This is a genomic window from Bradyrhizobium archetypum, from assembly GCF_013114835.1.
GTDB classification, from domain to species: Bacteria; Pseudomonadota; Alphaproteobacteria; order Rhizobiales; family Xanthobacteraceae; genus Bradyrhizobium; species Bradyrhizobium archetypum.
Genome location: NZ_JAAVLW010000008.1, coordinates 194,316 through 213,573 on the forward strand (window position 1 = coordinate 194,316; position 19,258 = coordinate 213,573).

At 64.0% G+C, this 19,258-nt stretch carries 15 protein-coding genes; 10 read left to right on the forward strand and 5 right to left on the reverse strand.

From position 1 onward, the window contains the following. Positions 1-17 precede the first annotated feature (17 nt). The 10 genes from rpsA (at position 18) to HCN50_RS26320 (ending at position 10,180) form a co-directional block, all read left to right on the forward strand. On the forward strand, positions 18-1,721 hold the full coding sequence (gene rpsA, locus HCN50_RS26275) for a 30S ribosomal protein S1 (RefSeq protein ID WP_171712788.1): 1,704 nt from the start codon (positions 18-20) through the stop codon (positions 1,719-1,721). Positions 1,722-2,056: 335 nt separating this feature from the next. Continuing rightward, positions 2,057-3,037 (forward strand): signal peptide peptidase SppA, encoded by a 981-nt coding sequence (sppA, locus tag HCN50_RS26280; RefSeq protein WP_171712789.1) that lies wholly within the window; start codon positions 2,057-2,059, stop codon positions 3,035-3,037. Positions 3,038-3,210: 173 nt separating this feature from the next. Beyond that, the gene (locus HCN50_RS26285) at positions 3,211-3,516 is read left to right on the forward strand and encodes an integration host factor subunit beta (protein WP_057844774.1); all 306 of its coding nucleotides are present in this window, start codon (positions 3,211-3,213) and stop codon (positions 3,514-3,516) included. Between the two features lie 75 nt (positions 3,517-3,591). Continuing rightward, positions 3,592-3,984: a lipopolysaccharide assembly protein LapA domain-containing protein gene (locus HCN50_RS26290; RefSeq protein WP_171712790.1), complete on the forward strand. Its 393-nt coding sequence runs from the start codon at positions 3,592-3,594 to the stop codon at positions 3,982-3,984. Between the two features lie 71 nt (positions 3,985-4,055). Further along, positions 4,056-4,715: a phosphoribosylanthranilate isomerase gene (locus HCN50_RS26295; protein ID WP_171712791.1), complete on the forward strand. Its 660-nt coding sequence runs from the start codon at positions 4,056-4,058 to the stop codon at positions 4,713-4,715. Beyond that, positions 4,712-5,929, forward strand: a complete 1,218-nt coding sequence (gene trpB, locus HCN50_RS26300; RefSeq protein ID WP_171712792.1) for a tryptophan synthase subunit beta — start codon at positions 4,712-4,714, stop codon at positions 5,927-5,929. The genes HCN50_RS26295 and trpB overlap by 4 nt, the downstream gene beginning before the upstream one ends. Further along, entirely contained in the window at positions 5,926-6,762 is an 837-nt protein-coding gene (gene trpA / locus HCN50_RS26305) for a tryptophan synthase subunit alpha (RefSeq protein ID WP_171712793.1), read from the forward strand. The genes trpB and trpA overlap by 4 nt, the downstream gene beginning before the upstream one ends. A 140-nt stretch (positions 6,763-6,902) precedes the next feature. Further along, on the forward strand, positions 6,903-7,844 hold the full coding sequence (accD, locus tag HCN50_RS26310) for an acetyl-CoA carboxylase, carboxyltransferase subunit beta (RefSeq protein ID WP_171712794.1): 942 nt from the start codon (positions 6,903-6,905) through the stop codon (positions 7,842-7,844). Further along, positions 7,841-9,181 carry a bifunctional folylpolyglutamate synthase/dihydrofolate synthase gene (locus HCN50_RS26315; RefSeq protein WP_171712795.1) on the forward strand — a complete coding sequence of 447 codons (1,341 nt, stop codon included), beginning with the start codon at positions 7,841-7,843 and terminating at the stop codon, positions 9,179-9,181. The genes accD and HCN50_RS26315 overlap by 4 nt, the downstream gene beginning before the upstream one ends. A 258-nt stretch (positions 9,182-9,439) precedes the next feature. Continuing rightward, positions 9,440-10,180 (forward strand): metallophosphoesterase family protein, encoded by a 741-nt coding sequence (locus HCN50_RS26320; RefSeq protein WP_171712796.1) that lies wholly within the window; start codon positions 9,440-9,442, stop codon positions 10,178-10,180. Positions 10,181-10,229: 49 nt separating this feature from the next. Here HCN50_RS26320 and HCN50_RS26325 read toward each other — a convergent pair whose 3' ends face one another. The 5 genes from HCN50_RS26325 to addB form a co-directional block, all read right to left on the reverse strand. Continuing rightward, positions 10,230-10,691, reverse strand: a complete 462-nt coding sequence (locus HCN50_RS26325; RefSeq protein ID WP_171712797.1) for a DUF2231 domain-containing protein — start codon at positions 10,689-10,691, stop codon at positions 10,230-10,232. A gap of 134 nt (positions 10,692-10,825) precedes the next feature. Further along, positions 10,826-11,908, reverse strand: a complete 1,083-nt coding sequence (locus HCN50_RS26330) for an ATP-dependent DNA ligase (RefSeq protein ID WP_283812127.1) — start codon at positions 11,906-11,908, stop codon at positions 10,826-10,828. Positions 11,909-11,974: 66 nt separating this feature from the next. Beyond that, positions 11,975-12,295, reverse strand: a complete 321-nt coding sequence (trxA, locus tag HCN50_RS26335; protein ID WP_171712798.1) for a thioredoxin — start codon at positions 12,293-12,295, stop codon at positions 11,975-11,977. A 104-nt stretch (positions 12,296-12,399) separates the two neighbouring features. After that, positions 12,400-15,897, reverse strand: a complete 3,498-nt coding sequence (gene addA, locus HCN50_RS26340) for a double-strand break repair helicase AddA (RefSeq protein ID WP_171712799.1) — start codon at positions 15,895-15,897, stop codon at positions 12,400-12,402. Further along, a complete protein-coding gene (gene addB, locus HCN50_RS26345; RefSeq protein WP_171712800.1) occupies positions 15,891-19,037 on the reverse strand; it encodes a double-strand break repair protein AddB in 3,147 nt (1,048 codons plus the stop codon). The genes addA and addB overlap by 7 nt, the downstream gene beginning before the upstream one ends. Positions 19,038-19,258 lie beyond the last annotated feature (221 nt).

Sequence of the window (19,258 nt, forward strand, 5' to 3'; positions counted from 1 at the left end):
CCCGCATTGGAGAACAAATGGCTTCGAATACTGCTGCTTCCTATAATCCTACCCGCGACGATTTCGCTGCGATGCTGGACGAGTCCTTTGCCGGCGGCAATCTGCAGGAAAGCTCGGTCATCAAGGGCAAGGTGGTTGCAATTGAAAAGGACATGGCCGTTATCGATGTCGGCCTGAAGACTGAGGGCCGCGTCGCGCTGCGCGAATTTGCCGGCCCCGGCCGTGAAAGCGATCTCAAGATCGGCGACGAGGTCGAGGTGTTCCTCGACAGGATCGAAAATGCGCTCGGCGAAGCCGTGCTGTCGCGCGACAAGGCGCGCCGCGAGGAAAGCTGGGGCAAGCTCGAGAAGGCCTTCAACAACAACGAGAAGGTTCACGGCGTCATCTTCAACCAGGTCAAGGGCGGCTTCACCGTCGATCTCGACGGCGCCGTCGCCTTCCTGCCGCGCTCGCAGGTCGACATCCGTCCGATCCGCGACGTCGCCCCGCTGATGAACAACTCGCAGCCGTTCCAGATCCTCAAGATGGACCGCCGCCGCGGCAACATCGTGGTGTCTCGCCGCACGGTTCTCGAAGAGACCCGTGCCGAGCAGCGCCAGGAGCTGGTGCAGAACCTCGAAGAAGGTCAGGTGATCGACGGCGTGGTCAAGAACATCACCGATTACGGTGCGTTCGTCGATCTCGGCGGCATCGACGGCCTGCTCCACGTCACCGATATCGCCTGGCGCCGGGTCAATCACCCGACGGAAGTGCTGACCATCGGCCAGACCGTGAAGGTCAAGATCATCAAGATCAACCATGAGACCCACCGCATTTCGCTCGGCATGAAGCAGTTGCTGGACGATCCGTGGCAGGGCATCGAGGCGAAGTACCCGCTGAACGCGCGCTTCACCGGCCGCGTCACCAACATCACCGACTACGGCGCGTTCGTCGAACTGGAGCCGGGCATCGAAGGCCTGATCCACGTCTCGGAAATGTCGTGGACCAAGAAGAACATGCACCCCGGCAAGATCGTCTCGACTTCGCAGGAAGTCGAAGTGCAGGTTTTGGAAGTCGATTCGGTCAAGCGCCGCATCTCGCTCGGCCTCAAGCAGACCATGCGCAATCCCTGGGAAGTCTTCGTCGAGAAGTTCCCGGTCGGTTCGGTGGTCGAAGGCGAGGTCAAGAACAAGACCGAGTTCGGTCTGTTCCTCGGCCTCGAGGGCGACGTCGACGGCATGGTCCATCTGTCGGATCTCGACTGGAAGCTGCCGGGTGAACAGGTCATCGACAACTTCAAGAAGGGCGACATGGTCAAGGCCGTGGTGCTCGACGTCGATGTCGAGAAGGAGCGCATCTCGCTCGGCGTCAAGCAGCTCGAAGGCGATCCCTTCGCCGAGCCTGGCGACGTCAAGAAGGGTGCGGTTGTGACCTGCGAAGTGCTCGAAGTGAAGGAAGCCGGTATCGAGGTGAAGATCTCGGGCACCGACTTCACCACCTTCATCAAGCGCTCCGAGCTCGCCCGTGACCGCAACGATCAGCGCGCCGAACGGTTCGCCGTCGGCGAGAAGGTCGACGCGCGCGTGATCCAGTTCGACAAGAAAGCCCGCAAGGTGCAGGTCTCGATCAAGGCGCTGGAAGTGGCCGAGGAGAAGGAAGCCATCGCGCAGTACGGTTCCTCGGATTCGGGCGCCACGCTGGGCGACATTCTCGGCACCGCGCTCAAGAACCGCGAGAAGTAAGCTTTTCGCTTTCTGTCTGCGAACATCAGGCCCCGGTCTCGACCGGGGCCTTTTTGCTATCGGTCGTCCCGGACAAGCCAGCGGGTCGCGCGAATGCGCGCCCGATGACAGGCTTCGCGCGATCCGGGACCCATAACCACCGGCGGATTGTATTGGGCGAGGCTGGAGCCGCATCGACGCAAAAAACAGCGCCTGTGGTTATGGGTCCCGCGTGCGGGGGGACGACGGCGGATGGAGCCTTGTTTTCTTCAAATTGCGCCGCAATTGATGTAATCAGGTTACGCTTCGCTAGCGCTCAAGATGCAAAACGCGCCGATTATTTCAGGAGAAATTCTATGTCGCTCGATTCGGACGTGATCGTCGATCGCCGCAGGATTCGCCGCAAGCTGACTTTCTGGCGGCTGGTGGCGGGCCTTGTCACGATCGCCGCGATCGTCACTTTTGGCGCGATCGCGACAAGGAGTGGTCCGGCCGCGCTGACGCCATCGGGATCGATCGCGCGCGTCAACATCGAGGGGCTGATCCGCAGCGACCAGCAGCGCGTCGAGGCGCTGGAGCGGCTGGAGAAATCGAGCTACGCCGCGGTCATCGTGCACATCAATTCGCCGGGCGGCACCACGGCCGGCTCCGAGCAGCTCTACGAGTCGTTGATGCGGCTGAAAGCCAAGAAGCCGCTGGTCGTGGTGGTCGAGGGGCTGGCCGCTTCCGGCGGTTACATCACGGCGATGGCCGCCGATCATATTGTCGCCCGCCAGAGCTCGCTAGTCGGTTCGATCGGCGTGCTGTTTCAATTTCCGAATTTCGCCGAGCTGTTGAAGACGGTTGGCGTCAAGGTCGAGGAGGTGAAATCCTCGCCGTTGAAGGCGGCCCCGAACGGTTTCGAGCCGACCAGCCCGGAGGCGCGCGCCGCGCTCGATGCGCTGGTGAAGGATTCCTACGCCTGGTTCCGCGGCCTGGTGAAGGACCGTCGCGGCATGGATGACGCACTCCTGGAGAAGGTCGCGGACGGGCGGGTCTTCACCGGCCGCCAGGCGGTCGAATTGAAGCTGGTCGATCAGCTCGGCGATGAAAGGGCTGCCATCGCATGGCTGGTCGCCGAAAAGAAAATCAAAAGCGATCTGCCGGTGCGCGATTACAAGCTGAATCCGCAGTTTGGCGATCTGACCTTTCTGCGCACAGCGGCGTCCATCGCATTCGATGCGCTTGGCCTGAGTTCCATTGCACGGCAGATTGAACAGGCTGGCGTCGCGCAGGCAGTCGATCAGCTCTCACTCGACGGCATGCTGGCGTTGTGGCGCCCCACAGCACCCAATTGAGCCGCATCCGGCTGCTCTTTGTCGCATTTTCCCGCACTGCGGGTGTTGTCACAAAGCCCATCGGGGCCGTTTGTCACGGCATTTGGCACTGCCCAAAAGTGATTTAGCGTCTTGACAGTTCAAGGTATTTTCACGGAAATGGATATCCGCACGACCCCCGGATCCCAACTTCGATGATCAAATCCGAACTTGTTCAGCGCATCGCCGAGCACAACCCGCACCTCTATCAGCGGGATGTGGAGAACATTGTGAACGCGATCCTCGATGAGATCGTGGCAGCGCTTGCCCGCGGCGACCGTGTCGAGCTGCGCGGCTTCGGTGCCTTCTCGGTCAAGCATCGACCAGCGCGCGCAGGCCGCAACCCGCGCACCGGCGCGCATGTGCCGGTCGACCAGAAGAGCGTTCCGTTCTTCAAGACCGGCAAGGAAATGCGCGAGCGGCTGAACCGCGACAACGGCTCGCCCGAGGCCGGCGCGTAAGCATTTTGGTTGGTCTGGTTGTTGCCGTGTTGCGGGTCGCGTACCCGCCTTTCTCCATCACGACGAGAGATGGTCATGCGAAAGTTCTTCACGGCGCTGGTCGTCATTCCCTTAGGCCTGATCTTTATCGTCTTTGCGGTCGCTAACCGCCATTTCGTGACGGTGTCGTTCGATCCCTTCAATTCGACCGATCCGGCGATCGCGGTGAGCATGCCGCTGTTTGCCGTCATCATTACGGTCGCCATTCTGGGGGTCGTGGCCGGCGGCATGGCGACCTGGTTCCGGCAGCGCCGTTGGCGGCGGGCAGCGCGCCACCATGAGGCAGATGCCCGCCGGGCCAGGACTGAGGCGGCCGATTTGCGGGCTGCGGCGGCGGTTTCCCGGGCCGATCAGCAGCGGCTTCCGGCGCCCTCCCAGTACGGCATCTATGGAGCCGCCGGGCGAGACAAGCAGGGCGCGACGTTGTAGAACCCGCCGGCTTGTTCCAATTTGCCTTGTTCCAATTTGCCTTGGCGGCCGCGGGCCACCCCTGAGAGACCATGTCCCTGCTCGTCAAAATTTGCGGCCTGTCCACGCGCGAGACGCTCGAAGCAGCGCTTGAGGCGGGCGCCGACATGGTGGGGTTTGTGTTCTTCTCCCCATCGCCGCGCCATCTCAACCTTGAGACTGCGCGCGAGCTCGGCCGGCAGGCCAAGGGCCGCGCGACCAAGGTGGCGCTTACCGTCGATGCCGACGATGCGACGCTCGAAAATATCGTCGAGACGCTGCGGCCGGACCTCCTGCAATTGCACGGTAACGAAACCATCGCGCGCGTGCGCGACATCAAGGCGAAATTCGCCGTTCCGGTCATGAAGGTGATTGCGGTCGAAACATCTGCCGATCTCGCGGCCCTGCCGGGCTATGCTGACGTAGCCGACCGCATCCTGTTCGATGCCCGCGCGCCGAAGGGTGCCACCCGCCCCGGCGGATTAGGGGCCGTGTTCGACTGGCACGTTCTGGAAAAGCTTGATCTTCAAGTGCCCTTCATGGTCTCGGGCGGTCTCTCCGCCGACAACATCGCCGAGGCGGTCCGCGTCACCCGCGCCGGCGGCGTCGATGTATCCTCCGGCGTGGAAAGCGCGCCGGGTGTCAAGGATCCCGAGATGATCCGCAATTTCATTCGCGCCGCACGCGCCACCGAAGAATTGATGGTCCGATGAATCCAAGACTTCCAAATTCATTCCGCAGCGGTCCCGACGAGCGCGGGCACTTTGGCAATTTCGGCGGCCGCTTCGTCGCGGAAACGCTGATGCCGCTGATCCTCGACCTCGAAAAAGCCTATGCGGTGGCCAAGGCCGATCCGGCGTTCCATGCCGAGATGAACGGGTACTTGAAGGACTATGTCGGCCGGCCGTCGCCGCTCTATCTTGCTGAGCGCCTCACCGAGCATCTCGGCGGCGCCAAGATTTATCTGAAGCGCGAAGAGCTCAACCACACCGGCTCGCACAAGGTGAACAATGTGCTCGGCCAGATCATGGTCGCGCGGCGCATGGGCAAGAAGCGCATCATCGCCGAGACCGGCGCCGGCCAGCATGGTGTCGCCACCGCGACGCTGTGCGCGCGCTTCGGTCTCGAATGCGTGGTTTATATGGGGGCGGTGGACGTCGCCCGTCAGGCGCCGAACGTGTTCCGCATGGAGATGCTGGGCGCCAAGGTCGTGCCAGTACAGTCGGGGACGCGCACGCTGAAAGACGCGATGAACGAGGCGCTGCGCGACTGGGTCACCAACGTGCACAACACGTTCTACTGCATCGGCACGGTGGCGGGTCCGCATCCCTATCCGATGATGGTGCGTGACTTCCAGTCGGTGATCGGCGAGGAAACGCGCAAGCAGATGCAGGAGGCTGAAGGCCGGCTACCGGATTCGCTGATCGCCTGCATCGGCGGCGGCTCCAACGCGATGGGGCTGTTTCATCCCTTCCTCGACGATCCCTCCGTCGAAATTTTCGGCGTCGAAGCGGCCGGGCATGGGCTGACGCAACTGCATGCCGCCTCGATCGCCGGCGGCAGGCCCGGGGTGCTGCATGGCAATCGCACCTATCTCCTGATGGACGATGACGGCCAGATCCAGGACGCGCATTCGATCTCGGCCGGGCTTGATTATCCCGGCATCGGCCCGGAGCATTCCTGGCTGCACGAGACGGGCCGCGTCACCTATCTTTCCGCGACCGATGACGAAGCGCTCGCAGCGTTCATGCTGCTGTCGCGGCTGGAAGGCATCCCACCCGCGCTGGAATCCGCGCACGCGATCGCCAAAGTCGCGGAGCTCGCGCCGAAGCGGTCGAAGGACCATCTGATGGTGGTCAATCTTTCCGGCCGTGGCGACAAGGACATTCCGCAGATCACGGAGATCTTGAAAGGCAGGAAGCAGTGACCACCCGCATCGACGCACGCTTTGCCGACCTCGCAAAAGAAGGCCGCTCGGCGCTGGTGACCTTCCTGATGGCCGGCGATCCAGATCCTGCGACTTCGCTCAACATCATCAAGGCGCTGCCCAAGGCGGGCGCCGATATTATCGAGATCGGCATGCCCTTTACCGATCCGATGGCGGATGGTCCGTCGATCCAGGCCGCAGGCCTGCGCGCGCTCAAGGGCGGCATGACCCTGAGGAAGACGCTCGAGATGGTGCGCGGCTTCCGCAAGGAAGACGACAGCACGCCGCTGGTGCTGATGGGTTACTACAATCCGATCTACATTTATGGCGTCGACAAGTTCCTCACCGACGCCAAGGTCGCCGGCGTCGATGGCCTCATCATCGTCGACCTGCCGCCGGAGGAAGACGATGAGCTTTGCATTCCCGCGCTGAAGGCAGGGCTTAACTTCATTCGCCTGGCGACACCTACGACGGACGACAAGCGCCTGCCGGCCGTGCTCGCAAACACCTCCGGCTTTGTCTACTACGTCTCGATCACCGGCATCACCGGCGCTGCGGCGGCCGATTCGAAGGCCGTCGGCGATGCGGTGGCCCGGATCAAGCGCCACACCAAGCTTCCGGTGTGCGTCGGCTTCGGCATCCGCACCCCGCAGGCGGCGCGCGCGATTGCCGAGAAGGCCAACGGCGCAGTGGTCGGCACCGCCCTGGTCGATGCGTTGCGCGACAGCCTCGACACCCAGGGGCGGGCGACCACCAAGACGGTGGCGGCCGTGGCCGATCTTGTGGGATCGCTGGCGCAGGGTGTGCGGGGAGCGAAACAGGCTGCGGAATAAGCCACAATTGACGTGGAAACAGGCGGGCCATGATCCGGAAAGGCGGGGACCATGCCCAAACCAAAACGTGGCGACTTGCCGGCCCCCGGGCGGGTGGCCATATATCTATCTGATGCGTTAACCGCATTTCGGAGCGAACCATGAATTGGCTCACCAACGTCGTCCGGCCCAAAATCCGCAACATCCTGCGACGAGAGACGCCGGAGAATTTGTGGATCAAGTGCCCGGATTCCGGGCAGCTCGTGTTCTACAAGGACGTCGAGGCCAACCAGTTCGTCATCCCCGGCTCGAACTACCACATGCGCATGGGTGCGGTGGCGCGATTGAAGTCGATCTTCGACAACGAGACCTGGTATGACATCGCGCTGCCCGAAGTGACGGCCGATCCGCTCAAGTTTCGCGACGAGCGCAAATATGTCGACCGCATCAAGGATGCCCGCGCCAAGACCGGGATGAACGATGCCATCAAGGTCGGCTACGGCAAGCTGGAAGGCGCCGGCGTCGTCATCGCGGTGCAGGATTTCGATTTCATGGGCGGTTCGCTCGGCATGGCCGCGGGCGAGGCGATCGTGCGCGGACTCGAACTCGCGCTCGAAAAGAAATCACCCTTCATCATGTTCGCGGCCTCGGGCGGTGCGCGGATGCAGGAAGGCATCCTGTCGCTGATGCAGATGCCGCGCACCACCGTCGGCGTGCAGATGCTGCGTGAAGCGAAGCTGCCCTATATCGTCGTGCTGACCAATCCGACCACCGGCGGCGTCACCGCCTCCTACGCCATGCTGGGGGACGTCCATATCGCCGAGCCCGGTGCGCTGATCGGCTTCGCCGGCGCGCGCGTCATCGAGCAGACCATCCGCGAGAAGCTGCCGGAAGGGTTCCAGCGGGCCGAATATCTGCTCGACCACGGCATGATCGACATGGTGGTGCATCGCCACGAGATGCGTCCGACGCTGGCGCGGCTGTGTCGGCTACTGACCAAGTCGCCGCCGCTCGAGGTGACCTCAAAGCCTTCGCCGCAGGTCACGGACCCGGCCCAGATCGTCTCGGCGCCGGAAGCCGTGCCGGCTGCGCCCCACGCGTGAGCCTGCCTGCCGCCAGATCGCAGCCGCTCGGTGACCTGATCGCGCGGCTGGCTGCGTTGCATCCGAAGCGCATCGATCTCAGCCTCGATCGCATGCACCGTCTGCTGGCGCGGCTCGATCATCCCGAGCGGTCGCTGCCACCGGTGATCCACGTCGCGGGCACCAATGGCAAGGGCTCCACGATCGCTTACTTGCGCGCGATCCTCGAAGCCGCAGCGCTGCGCGTCCACGTCTACACCTCGCCCTACCTGGTGCGGATCAACGAATGCTATCGCCTCGGCGAGAATGGCGGCGGACGACTGGTGAGCGATGCGGAGCTGCGCCGGGTGCTGGAGTACTGCGAACAGGTCAATCAGGGCGAGCCGATCACGATTTTCGAGATGGAGACCGCTGCGGCATTCTGCCTTTTCGCGGAACATGAGGCCGATGTCGTGCTGCTGGAGACCGGTCTCGGCGGGCGGCTGGACGCCACCAACGTCATCGACCGGCCGAGTGCGACCGTGATCACGCCGGTCAGCATGGACCACACCGAATTTCTCGGCAGCTCGCTGACCGCGATCGCCGGCGAGAAGGCCGCGATCATCAAACGCGGCGTGCCGGTGATTTGCGCGGAGCAGGCGCCGGAGGCGATGTCAGTAATCGAGACGCAGGGCAATCGCATGCGCGCGCCGCTGCATGCGGCCGGGCAGCATTGGCATGTTGGCGTCGAGCGTGGACGGCTGGTGTATCAGGACGAACGTGGCCTGATGGACCTGGCGGCGCCAAAGCTGTTTGGCCGGCATCAGTTCGACAATGCCGGTCTTGCCATCGCAACCTTGCGCGCGATCGGGACGATCAGGATCGGGATGGGCGCATTTGAAGCCGGCATCGTCAACGCCGAATGGCCGGCGCGGATGCAACGGCTGGCGTCGGGTGCACTGGCCGATCAGGGGCCGAAGGCTTGCGAGATCTGGCTCGACGGTGCGCACAATGCCGAAGGCGGCCGCGTCACGGCGGCGGCGCTCGGCGATCTCGAAGAGCGGGTGTCGCGTCCGCTGGTGGTGATCGCAGGCATGATGGCGAACAAGGATGCCGGTGCGTTCCTCGCGAATTTCGCAGGGCTGACGCGCCATATCATCGCGGTGCCGATTCCCGGCCGCGACAATGCGATGCCGCCGGACCAACTGGCGGATGCGGCGCGCGTGCTCGGCATGCGGGTCGAAAATGCTGCAAGCGTCGAAGCCGCTCTGCACGCGCTGTCGTGCCTCGCTTACGAAGTGCCGCCACGGATTCTGATAACCGGCTCGCTCTATCTCGCCGGCCATGTGCTCGCCATCAACGGCACGCCACCGAACTGAAAATTAGCCCGGCTGAAAAATTAATGACCGCTGGAATCGCTTCCAGCGGCCGCCCGGGAAAAAATATCGATTGTTAATGAATTCGCCAGCCCCGGTGTTCGCAAAGACTAGCCAAGGTGTTTGAAAGCTGCGAGTCGGAACTGGCAGGCATGCTATAGAACCAATGGCGAATGTTGCAGGCTGGTTTCACCCAAATGGGGTAGATCGTGTTGCATCGCTTTTGCTTTGTGAAACACAATCGGGAGAGCTGGAATCAACATGCGTTTCGCTGCGATTGCCGACGTCCATGGAAATCATCTCGCGCTTGAGGCAGTCCTTGCCGACATCCGCGCGCAGGGCATCAAGGAAATCGTCAATCTCGGCGACATGGCGAGCGGTCCGCTGGATGCCCGACGAACGATGGATGCATTGATGGCGATCGACGCAGTCCACGTTCGTGGCAATCATGACCGCTGGCTGATCGACCGGCCGTTCGACAAAATGGGCTCCTGGGAGCGCTGCGCGCTTCCGCAACTCGATGCCAGCCATCTCGACTGGCTGCGCCAGGTGCCTGCAACGCAGGTCTTCCGAAACCAGGTCTTTCTCTGCCACGCCACGCCCTCAGACGATAACACCTACTGGCTGGAGACGGTGACGCCGGACGGTTCGGTCAGGATGACGGCGCTGGAAGCGATCGAGAAGGAGGCGAAAGGGATCCCGCAGTCGCTGATTCTGTGCGGCCACACCCATCTCGCTCGTGCCGTGCGGCTGAGCGATGGCCGTCTCGTGGTCAACCCCGGAAGCGTCGGCGGGCCCGGCTTTCGGTACAGCGATCCGTATCCCCATTTGATCGAGGCCGGCACGCCCGACGCCCGTTACGCGATCCTGGAATTGGCGTCGGCCAACTGGCGCGTCACCTTCCGGCATGTGCCGTATGATCACGAGGCGATGGCGGCCTTGGCGCGGCAGAACGGTCAACCTGAATTGGCAGCCGCGTTGGCGACGGGATGGATCAGGTAGCCGACGCCTGTAGCCCGGTGGCTCCACCCGGGCTACGGATGCCTCTGTATCACCGCGTTACAGGGGTCTCGTCTGCAACGCCGACGTGCTCTCGATAGACCATCTCCCAGCCCTTCCAGCCGGTGAAGAGCAGGATCAGCACCACGATGAATGACAGCACCAGACCCGTCGGGACAATGGCCGACGTCCCCTCGGTATAGCGCGAATACCAGTTGTAAAGCTCGATCAGGACCGCAATGACATTGCCGCCGGCATGCAGCCAGGCGTCGTTGAGATTACGGATACGATCGTCTCCGATCAGGTCGATCAAGCCCATAACGGCCGCGAGCGCGGCCATGATCAGGCCGATGCCCAACAGCCAGAGCGAGGCCGTCGCCCAGAAATCATTCGAGGTTTGCCAGAATGCGACATCTGAGACAAAGGCCAGAACGAAGCAGGCGACTGGAAACGGAATAAGCATCGGATGGATCGGGTGACCGGCGATTTGCGCGGTCGATTTTGGGTTCGTCATGAATGCCTCCTCAATGGGCAATAGGCATTAAACTACCGGTTATGAGGCAAAGTTCCTGCGCCGCGCTGGAAAGGGCCCGGTAGGTGCGCCGCAAAATCAACGTCGCGGAGCGGCGGCCTCACGACGTACGGGGCTCACTTCAGCAGCTTCATCGGGTCGGCGGCCTTCTGACGCAGTTGATCGAAGGTGCACTGCCGCGGCGCCTTATCGGGCCGCCAGCGCAGGATGGAAGTACCGTGCCGGAAGCGCTCGCCGCTGACATGGTCATAGCAGACCTCGATGACGAGCTTCGGCTTCAGCGGACACCACTTGGCCGAGCGATCGGTCGACCATCGGCTTGGCCCGCCCGGCGCGTTGCCGGTGAAGCCGGGCGGGGAGATCAGCGGCTCGAGCCTGTTCGTCAGCGCCGGCTTGTCCGCCTGCTTGATGGCGGAGGTGAAGCCCACGTGATGCAAAAGGCCCTTGTCATCATAAAGCCCGAGCAGCAGCGAGCCTATGACCTTGCGGTTTGCGATTTTGTTGGCGGCGTAACGGAAACCACCAACGACGCAATCGGCGCTGCGGAATTTCTTGATCTTCTGCATGCCGTCGCGGTTGCCGGCCTGATAGGGCAGGTCGATGCGTTTAGCGATCACGCCGTCCGAGCCGCCGCCGGATTGCTTCAGCCATTTTCGTGCGACCGCATAGTTCGTGGTGGCCGGCGACAGACGAAATGCCGGCTGCGATTTGAACTGGGTTTTTGCGAAGGCTTCCAGTACGGGGCGGCGCTCGCGCAAGGGTAATCCAGCGAGCTTCCTGTCGGCCTGTGATGCCAGCAGGTCGAAAGCGAGAAACAGCGCCGGCGTTTCCTCCGATAATTTTTTGATCCGGCTGGCGGCGGGATGAATCCGTTGCAGCAGGTCATCGAACGAAAACGCCTTCCCGTGCGGCACGACGATTTCGCCGTCGAGCACGAATTCACTTGCCTTCAACGCAAGTGCGGCCTGGACCAGTTCGGGAAAGTAGCGGGCAAGGTCCTCGCCGGATTTGGAGCGGAGATCGACACTCTCACCATGACGGGACATCAGGCAGCGAAAGCCATCCCATTTGGGCTCGTAGTGCCATTCCGCCCCCTTCGGGATCGCATCGACCGAGCGCGCCTCCATCGCCGCGAGCGGGGCGGGGCGCCGACGCGTCTTTGACGATGGCGGGCGTAAGGACTCTTCAACGCGAGACATGCCATCTCAACGCAAACGGCCGGCTATTCGCCGGCCGTCTTTAAGAAAAATATTGCCTGGGGTTGATCAGACCGCAGCAGAGATCCACTGCTGCAGCTTTGCCTTCGGGGCAGCGCCAACCTGGCGGGAGGCCATCTCGCCGCCCTTGAAGATCATCAGGGTCGGGATCGACATCACGCCGTATTTCGAGGCCGTCTTCGGGCTCTCGTCGACGTTCAGCTTGACGATCTTGACCTTGTCGCCCATGGCGCCGGAAATCTCGTCGAGCGCCGGCGCGATCATGCGGCACGGGCCGCACCATTCGGCCCAGAAGTCGACGACCACCGGCCCGGTCGCCTTGAGCACTTCGGCTTCGAAATCGGCGTCAGAAACCTTGCCAACGGCCATCGGAATTACCTCGTTCAGTTAGAAATTAAAGGGCGCGGTCAAGAATCGCGCCCGGGATGATAGTGTCAAACCTATGAACGCGATCCTGCCGGGTCAAGCAGGGGTCACGCCGAGATGATGGATGCCAGCTCGGCTTCCAGCGCGGGGGCCGAAATCTCCATCAATTCAGCGGTTTCGGTCCAAAGCAGCGCGGCGCGGACCGACCGCTGGGGATAAAGCTTGGCCAGCATCGCCCGGTACATCGCGAGCTGGCGGACATAGCCCCTTGGCGCGTCGTCAGGCCGGCTTGGGGGTGCATGGTTGGTCTTGAAATCGACGATCAGGACCTCCTGCTCGGTCACCACAAGGCGGTCGATCTGCCCGGACACCAGCACCGGCCGCCCGCCCGGCCGCTCCAGCCGCCCGACGATCGAGACTTCGGCGCGGCTGCCGGGGGCGAAAGCGTGCGCAAAGCGCGCATCCGCAATCAGCGCCAGCGTGCTCTCGGCCAGCCGCTGCCGCTCCTCGTCGGTCCAGCCATCGGCATTGCGGGCCAGGTAAGTCAGTGCGGCGTCGCGGCGGCGCTCGGCGGCGATATCGGGCAGCGATTGCAGGAGACGGTGCACCAGCGTGCCGCGCTGCAGGGCGCGGGCGCGCTGCAGCAGCGATTCGGCCGTCCGTATCGAATAACCTTCGCTGTCCGCGGGGTCCGAGGGCCGCAGCAGGCTTTCCGGGGAAACTTCCGGCTGCGCCGGGGTCAGCAGCCAGTTGGGCAGCACGATCGGGGCCGGCGCGGACGGCGCAGCCGCCGGAGCGGCCGACAGCACGGCCTCCTCGGGTCGCGTATAGCGTTTCACCCGGCCGGCCGTGGTCTCGATCTCCTGAAGCTGCAAGCCGGAGCCAGCGAGCCCCTTGGTGATCAGATCGTACCAGGACAGCGGCCGGACGCTTTTCATGTTGCCGGGCATGCAGCCGCCGACGATCAGGCGGTCGGCGGCGCGCGTCATCGCCACATAGAGCAGGCGGCGGTATTCATCCTCGGTATCGCCAATCATCGCCGCGCGGGCCGCGACGACGGCCGGCGGATCCTCGGCTTTGCGGCCGGCCCAGACCACCACGCCAGGTGCGTGCGGATCGCCATTGCCCTGCGGCAGGTGGATGAGCTTCAGCCGCTGCGTGTCCGAAGGCGACGTCGTGGTGTCCACCAGGAAGACCACGGAAGCCTCCAGCCCCTTGGCGCCATGCACCGTCATGACACGGACCTCGTCGCGCGAGATCTCCATGTCGCGCTTCACCTCGAGATCGGCCGTGCGCAGCCACGCCATGAAACCCTGCAGCGAGGCCGGCGCCTTGCGTTCATAGCTCAGCGCCAGCTCCAGAAATTCGTCGAGCGCGTCGTTCGCCTCGTGGCCGAGCCGGCGCAGGATTCGCGCGCGGCCGCCGTCGCCGCCAAGCAGCCAGGCGTAGAACGCAAAAGGCGTCTCGCTGGCGAAACGACGTTCGCATTGTTCGAGCCGCCACAGCGCATCCCGCAGCCGGCCGTCGGAAGCGGCGCGCGCGCTCAGTGCGACGCGCAGCGATCCCTTGCGGTCCCAGGCGATCTTGAACAAGTCGTCATCGTCGAGCCCGAACAGCGGGCTCTTCAGTGCCACGGCGAGCGCCAGGTCGTCCTGCGGCAGCAGCAGTGCATCCGCCAGATTCATCAGGTCGATGATCGCGATGTGCTCGGTCAGCTTGAGGCGATCGGCACCCGCCACCGGAATGCCGGCATGCTTCAGCGCCTGGATCACGGCGTCGAACGCATTGCCGCGCCGGCGCACCAGCACCAGCATGTCACCATAACGCAGCGGCCGGCGGTCGCCCTTGGCTCCGGTCATCGCGCCGCTTGTGACCAGTGCCTTGATCTCGGCCTGAATGCGGCGGGCCAGCTTCACTTCGGGGCTGGTCGCAGACACGCCGTCGAACGGCGCGCGCCAGCCTTCGATGTCCTGCCGGTCGTCGGCTTCCGCAAGCTCCCAGAGATCGATCTGGCTCGGACCGGCGTCGGCCAGTGCGTGATGGATCGGGTTGCCGATATCGATCGCATGAATGCTGCGATAGATGTCCTGCTCGCGAAACACCTGATCGACCGCGTGCAGGATCGCCGGTCCCGAGCGGAACGAATAGGTAAAGGACACCGGATCGAACTTCAGCCCGGCGCCCTCGAACTTTCTCTGAAGTGCGCGGCGGCGCAGGTCGAATTCGCGCGGGGCCGCGCCCTGAAACGAGAAGATCGACTGCTTCTCGTCGCCCACGGCGAACACCGTTCGCACTACGCCGTCGCGCGCGCCCGCACCTGAAGTGAATTCGGAGATGATATGCGCGACAATGTCCCACTGCCGGGGGCTGGTGTCCTGCGCCTCGTCGATCAGCACATGGTCGACGCCGCGGTCGAGCTTGTAATGCACCCAGCCCGAGGAGACGCGATCGAGCATGTCCAGCGTCTTGTCGATCAGATCGTCATAATCGAGCAGGCCGCGCTCCTGCTTCTCGCGGCGGTAGTTAGCCGCCGCGGCGGTCGCGATATGCAACAGCGCCTCGGTGCGGTCGCGCGCCACCAGTGCGCGGCGGCGTTCGATCAGGGGCACGACGCGACGGGCTTCCGCTTCGATCAGCCGGCCGATCGCAGGATTGTTGTCGCAGAATTTTTTCGTCACCACCGATTTGCGCGGCGTGCGCTCGGTGTCGGTGAGAAACAGGGTGAGATATTGGTCAACCTGGGCGGCGCCGCTGAACACCAGCGCATCGCGCAGCCGTGCCGCCTGATCCTGATCGGACTTGTTGCCGGTTTCGAGAACCAGCGCAATCTCCAGCCATCGCGCGCGCGGCAGGTTTGGGCCGTCGACGATATCGCGTTCGACGTCTTCAATGCGGTCGTTCGGGTCAACGCCAAGCGCCGCCGAAATCTGCGCAGCCGCCGCCTGCGCAGTGCCGGCGGCATCGGTCCAGGCCATGAAATGATCGCGGCTGAGACAGGCTTCGCGCACCACGTCCTTGAAGGTGACATCGGCGGCGCTCGCCATCGCCGTCATCAGCGCGCGCCCGGTGGCGCTATCGGGGTTGCGCGACGCCTCGAGGAAGACAGCGAGGTTGGCGCGCTCCATCATCTCGTTCTGGTCGCGCTCGTCGAGCACGGCAAACCGCGCCGGCACGTTGGCCTCGAACGGGAATTGCTGCAGCAGCCGCGTGCACAACGCGTGGATGGTCTGCACCTTCAGCCCGCCCGGCGTTTCCAGCGCGCAGGCGAACAGTTTTCGCGCCGACTTTCGCAAGCGAGGGCTTGGATGTGGAATGCCGGCCTCGCGGATCGCCGCGTCCAGCGCGTCATCGTCGAGCGTCACCCAGTGACCGAGCGTGGTGAACACGCGCTCCGCCATGTTGGCGGCGGCAGCCTTGGTGAAGGTGATGCAGAGGATCTTTTCCGGCGCCACGCCGTCGAGCAGCAGGCGGATCACGCGCTGCACCAGGACGTGCGTCTTGCCCGAGCCGGCATTCGCCGAAACGAAGGCGGACGCGGCTGGATCGGACGCGCGGGCCTGCGTGGCGCGAACGGCATCGGGAATGATGCGGGCAGCCTTCACCATTCCTCGATTCCCAGGCCGCCGGCGGCCGACCATTCCTTGATGCGGGCGAGGTCGTCATAGGCGCCGTAGCGGTTCGACCACATCGACAGGTTCAGCGACGTGTAGGCGGTCTCCTCGTTCTCGAATTTGCGGATCAAGGCCTCTAACTGCTCGCGGGCGTAGTCGGCGGCCTCATCCGGCGGCTGCGGCGTGTCGTTGTTCCTGATCTTCAGCTCCAGCGAGCGTTGCTCGCCGGGCGGATTGTTGCCGCTCAGCCTGACATAGACGAGCTCGCCGACAGATGATCCGGCATGGATATTCTCAAATCCGCCTTCACGCAGGATCGCGGCCTCCAGCGTCAACTGCGGCGACAGGCCCATCCGCACCTGCTTGCCGGTCGGCGGTTGACCGGTCTTGTAATCGAGGATCGCAAAGCTGCCGTCATGGCGCTGTTCGATCCGGTCGGCGCGTGCGGATAGCGTGAAAATGCGTTCGTTGCCGAGCGGAATCTTGATTTCGCCCCTGATCTCGGCGGCAATTTTCTCGATATCGTCGCGCCGCGCCTTCTCCCAATCCGCAAACCAGGTGGCGATGCGCTGGAACCTCGGCCACCACAGCGCGCGGGCCTCGGGCCGCTCCATCAGTGGCGCGAAGTACTTTTCACCGATCCCGCGCAGCGCCAGCGCGGGCTGTTCGGGAAGGGCGTCGGCGAATCTTTGCGTAAACTCGCCGAGCGCGTCATGGATCGCCGAGCCGCGGTCGGCCGCCGACAGCGGCATGTCCACGGGGTCGAGCGGATCGAGCCGCAGGATGTATTTCGCATAGATCGTATAGGGATCGCGCAGCCAGTCCTCGATCGCCGTCACCGACAATTTCAGCGGCCGCGTCGCAACTGGCGGCTTCGGCGCGGGCTGCTCGATCGGCTTCACTTCATCAGGCTGATCCAGTTCGGCGGCGAAGCTGACATATTTCTGTCCGGCGCTCCTGGCTTCATCCCAGCGCGCTTCGCCGGCCACCGCCTCCAGCCGATGCAGAAAGCGCGAGGCGACTGCCGGCGCGCCGCCAACCTTGGCCGAATGGGTCAGGATCACATCGTCCGTTCCCAACAGTTGCGCAAAATCGTGCGCAGAGAGGCCGATACGTCGCTCCGGCAGATCGAGGCCGAGTTCGTGGCGCATCGGCCGGCTCAGCCACGGATCGACCCGCGGCGCCGGGGGCCATACGCCCTCGACCAGCCCGCCGAGAATGACGCGGTCGGATTCGGTCAGCCGCGCTTCGAGCTGGCCATAGATCTGCAATTGCGCATTGGCGGACTCCGGCCGCCGCACGATGCGGTCGGCATAGGCGGTCTGGAACACATCCGGGTAATCGCCGAGCTGGACCATCAGGCCGCTCGGCTTTTGCTCGGTAAGCAGGTCGTCAAACGCCGCGGCCAGCACCGCGCCCTGCGCTTCCTCGAAGACGATGGCAACGCCGTTCTGATCCGACGACAGGGCGATCAGCGCCTCGCGATGGCGATGCGCCAGTTCGGCGAAATCGAATGGCTTCGTCGAGCCGACAACTTCCAGCGGCGACAGCGCCCTCTGCAACGCAGCGATCAGCGATTGAGCCTGGTCGAGCTCGTCGTCCCGCAATTTCGCGCGGGGTTCGGAAGCGTGAAGCGAGGACGTCTCGTGACTCCGGAGCTTCCTAAGCTCGACGCGGAAACGATCGAAGTCGCGTGCCAAGCCGCTCGTGCCGGCTTGCGGCCGGGTGCCGCGCAACAGCGCCAGCTCGAGAATCTCAGTGGCGCGTTTGAACGCGCCATCCTTGCCGCCGAGCCGGAATAGCGGATGTTTGAGCAGCGCGAGCAAGGTTGGCGGCTCCAGCCCCTTGGCGGCGGCTTCCGCGGCGAGGCGGGCAAAGATGCCGCTTGGCGTATCCGTCAGCGCGTCGCCGCCGGAATCGTTGAATTCGAGATTCCAGCGGGTCAGCGCTGCCATCACCCGTCGCGCCAGCGCGCGATCCGGCGTCACCAGCGCAGCCGATTTTCCCAGATGCCGCGCCTCGCGCATCGCCACCGCAATCGCCAGCGCCTCCATCTCCGAGCTTGGCGCTTCGACGACCGCAAGCTTCGTCATGCCGCCAGCGATCTTCGCCGATACATCGGGCTGCGCCAGCCGGTCATGCCATTGCTCGGTCGCGGTCGAGGGCCGCATCGTTTCGGACATCAGCACCTCGCGCCCGGATGGCGCCGGCGTGCCGAGGATTTCGACGTCGCTTCGCTTGATGCCGAAGCGCTCGAGCAAGCCCTGCATCGCGAATTGCGGATGGTTGGAGGCGGGCTGCGTGGTGAATTTGCCCTGCGCGTCCCTGACGCCGCCGATTGTCCGCCAGGCTTCCTCGTCGAGATCGGTGTCGAGCCCCGGCAGCACCACCGCGCCCTGCTTCAGGCCGGCCACGGCATTGAGGAATTTCGCGGTCGCCGGCATCGAGCCCGTCGAACCCGCCGCAACCACCGGCCCTTCATGATGCGCGGTCAGGCGGGCGGCTTCCGCCTCGATCAGGCGGTCGCGCCGTTCCGCGGGCTCGATCCGGCCGATTTCCTTGAGGTGCTCCGGCCAAGCCTTGCGCGCGATGCGCAAAAATTCCAGCGAATGCTGCCAGTATTTGTCGAACTGGTCGGGCACCAGCCTGTCGAGCGCTTCCCAGGCGACGCCGCGCGTCACCATGTCGTCCATCAGCCGCGCCAGATCGCCGGCCAGCGCAAGCGTCGAGGCCGGGCCGCCAACCACAAGCGGCGCCGACACCGGACTTTTCGCCCATGCCGCCACCAGATGCGCCAGCGTCAGCCGCCGCTCCAGCTCGCCGAGCCGCGGCGGAATGTCGAGCGGCGCTGTGCCACTGAACTGTTCGGAGCCTTCCGAGAAGGCCAGTTCGTCCTCGTCGATATCGCCGAGCGCCACGATGCGCGGCAGGATCGCAGCGTCCGTCTTCAGTTCGTCGAGAAAGATTTCGCGCGCGAGCCGCCCGGCGCGCCGGGTCGGCAGATAGAGCGTGGCGCGCGCGAGACTAAGCGGATCCTGACGCGCCTCGAACCCTTCGACCAGCCGGCCGTCAACCAGCGCCGCGATGACGGTGCGCAGGAACGGCACGGAGAGGGGAACGCTGAAAACGCGCATGGGCTTCCTGATTCGAATTCAGGCGCCAATATAGAGGGGGATGAGGGAGAGGTCATGCGGGTGAGGGCGGCGTCCCCGCTACTCACGGCCAAAGCAGTCCGGCCCATTTTACTTTGCATGGGGTTGTTTTCGAGATTTTTGTCTGAGCGCTGCGAAGCTGTCATCACCCGCGAAGGCGAGGGCCGGTGATCCAGTATCCCGGAGACATTCGTGATCGAATT

What these genes read in the sequence shown, in the direction of transcription:
- trpB (WP_171712792.1), top strand. Translation starts at nt 4,712, where the DNA reads ATGAATCCAAGACTTCCAAATTCATTCCGCAGCGGTCCCGACGAGCGC.
- rpsA (WP_171712788.1), top strand. Translation starts at nt 18, where the DNA reads ATGGCTTCGAATACTGCTGCTTCCTATAATCCTACCCGCGACGATTTC.
- HCN50_RS26320 (WP_171712796.1), top strand. Translation starts at nt 9,440, where the DNA reads ATGCGTTTCGCTGCGATTGCCGACGTCCATGGAAATCATCTCGCGCTT.
- addA (WP_171712799.1), bottom strand. Translation starts at nt 15,897, where the DNA reads ATGGTGAAGGCTGCCCGCATCATTCCCGATGCCGTTCGCGCCACGCAG.
- accD (WP_171712794.1), top strand. Translation starts at nt 6,903, where the DNA reads ATGAATTGGCTCACCAACGTCGTCCGGCCCAAAATCCGCAACATCCTG.
- HCN50_RS26325 (WP_171712797.1), bottom strand. Translation starts at nt 10,691, where the DNA reads ATGACGAACCCAAAATCGACCGCGCAAATCGCCGGTCACCCGATCCAT.
- sppA (WP_171712789.1), top strand. Translation starts at nt 2,057, where the DNA reads ATGTCGCTCGATTCGGACGTGATCGTCGATCGCCGCAGGATTCGCCGC.
- addB (WP_171712800.1), bottom strand. Translation starts at nt 19,037, where the DNA reads ATGCGCGTTTTCAGCGTTCCCCTCTCCGTGCCGTTCCTGCGCACCGTC.
- HCN50_RS26285 (WP_057844774.1), top strand. Translation starts at nt 3,211, where the DNA reads ATGATCAAATCCGAACTTGTTCAGCGCATCGCCGAGCACAACCCGCAC.
- HCN50_RS26330 (WP_283812127.1), bottom strand. Translation starts at nt 11,908, where the DNA reads ATGTCTCGCGTTGAAGAGTCCTTACGCCCGCCATCGTCAAAGACGCGT.
- HCN50_RS26290 (WP_171712790.1), top strand. Translation starts at nt 3,592, where the DNA reads ATGCGAAAGTTCTTCACGGCGCTGGTCGTCATTCCCTTAGGCCTGATC.
- trxA (WP_171712798.1), bottom strand. Translation starts at nt 12,295, where the DNA reads ATGGCCGTTGGCAAGGTTTCTGACGCCGATTTCGAAGCCGAAGTGCTC.
- HCN50_RS26295 (WP_171712791.1), top strand. Translation starts at nt 4,056, where the DNA reads ATGTCCCTGCTCGTCAAAATTTGCGGCCTGTCCACGCGCGAGACGCTC.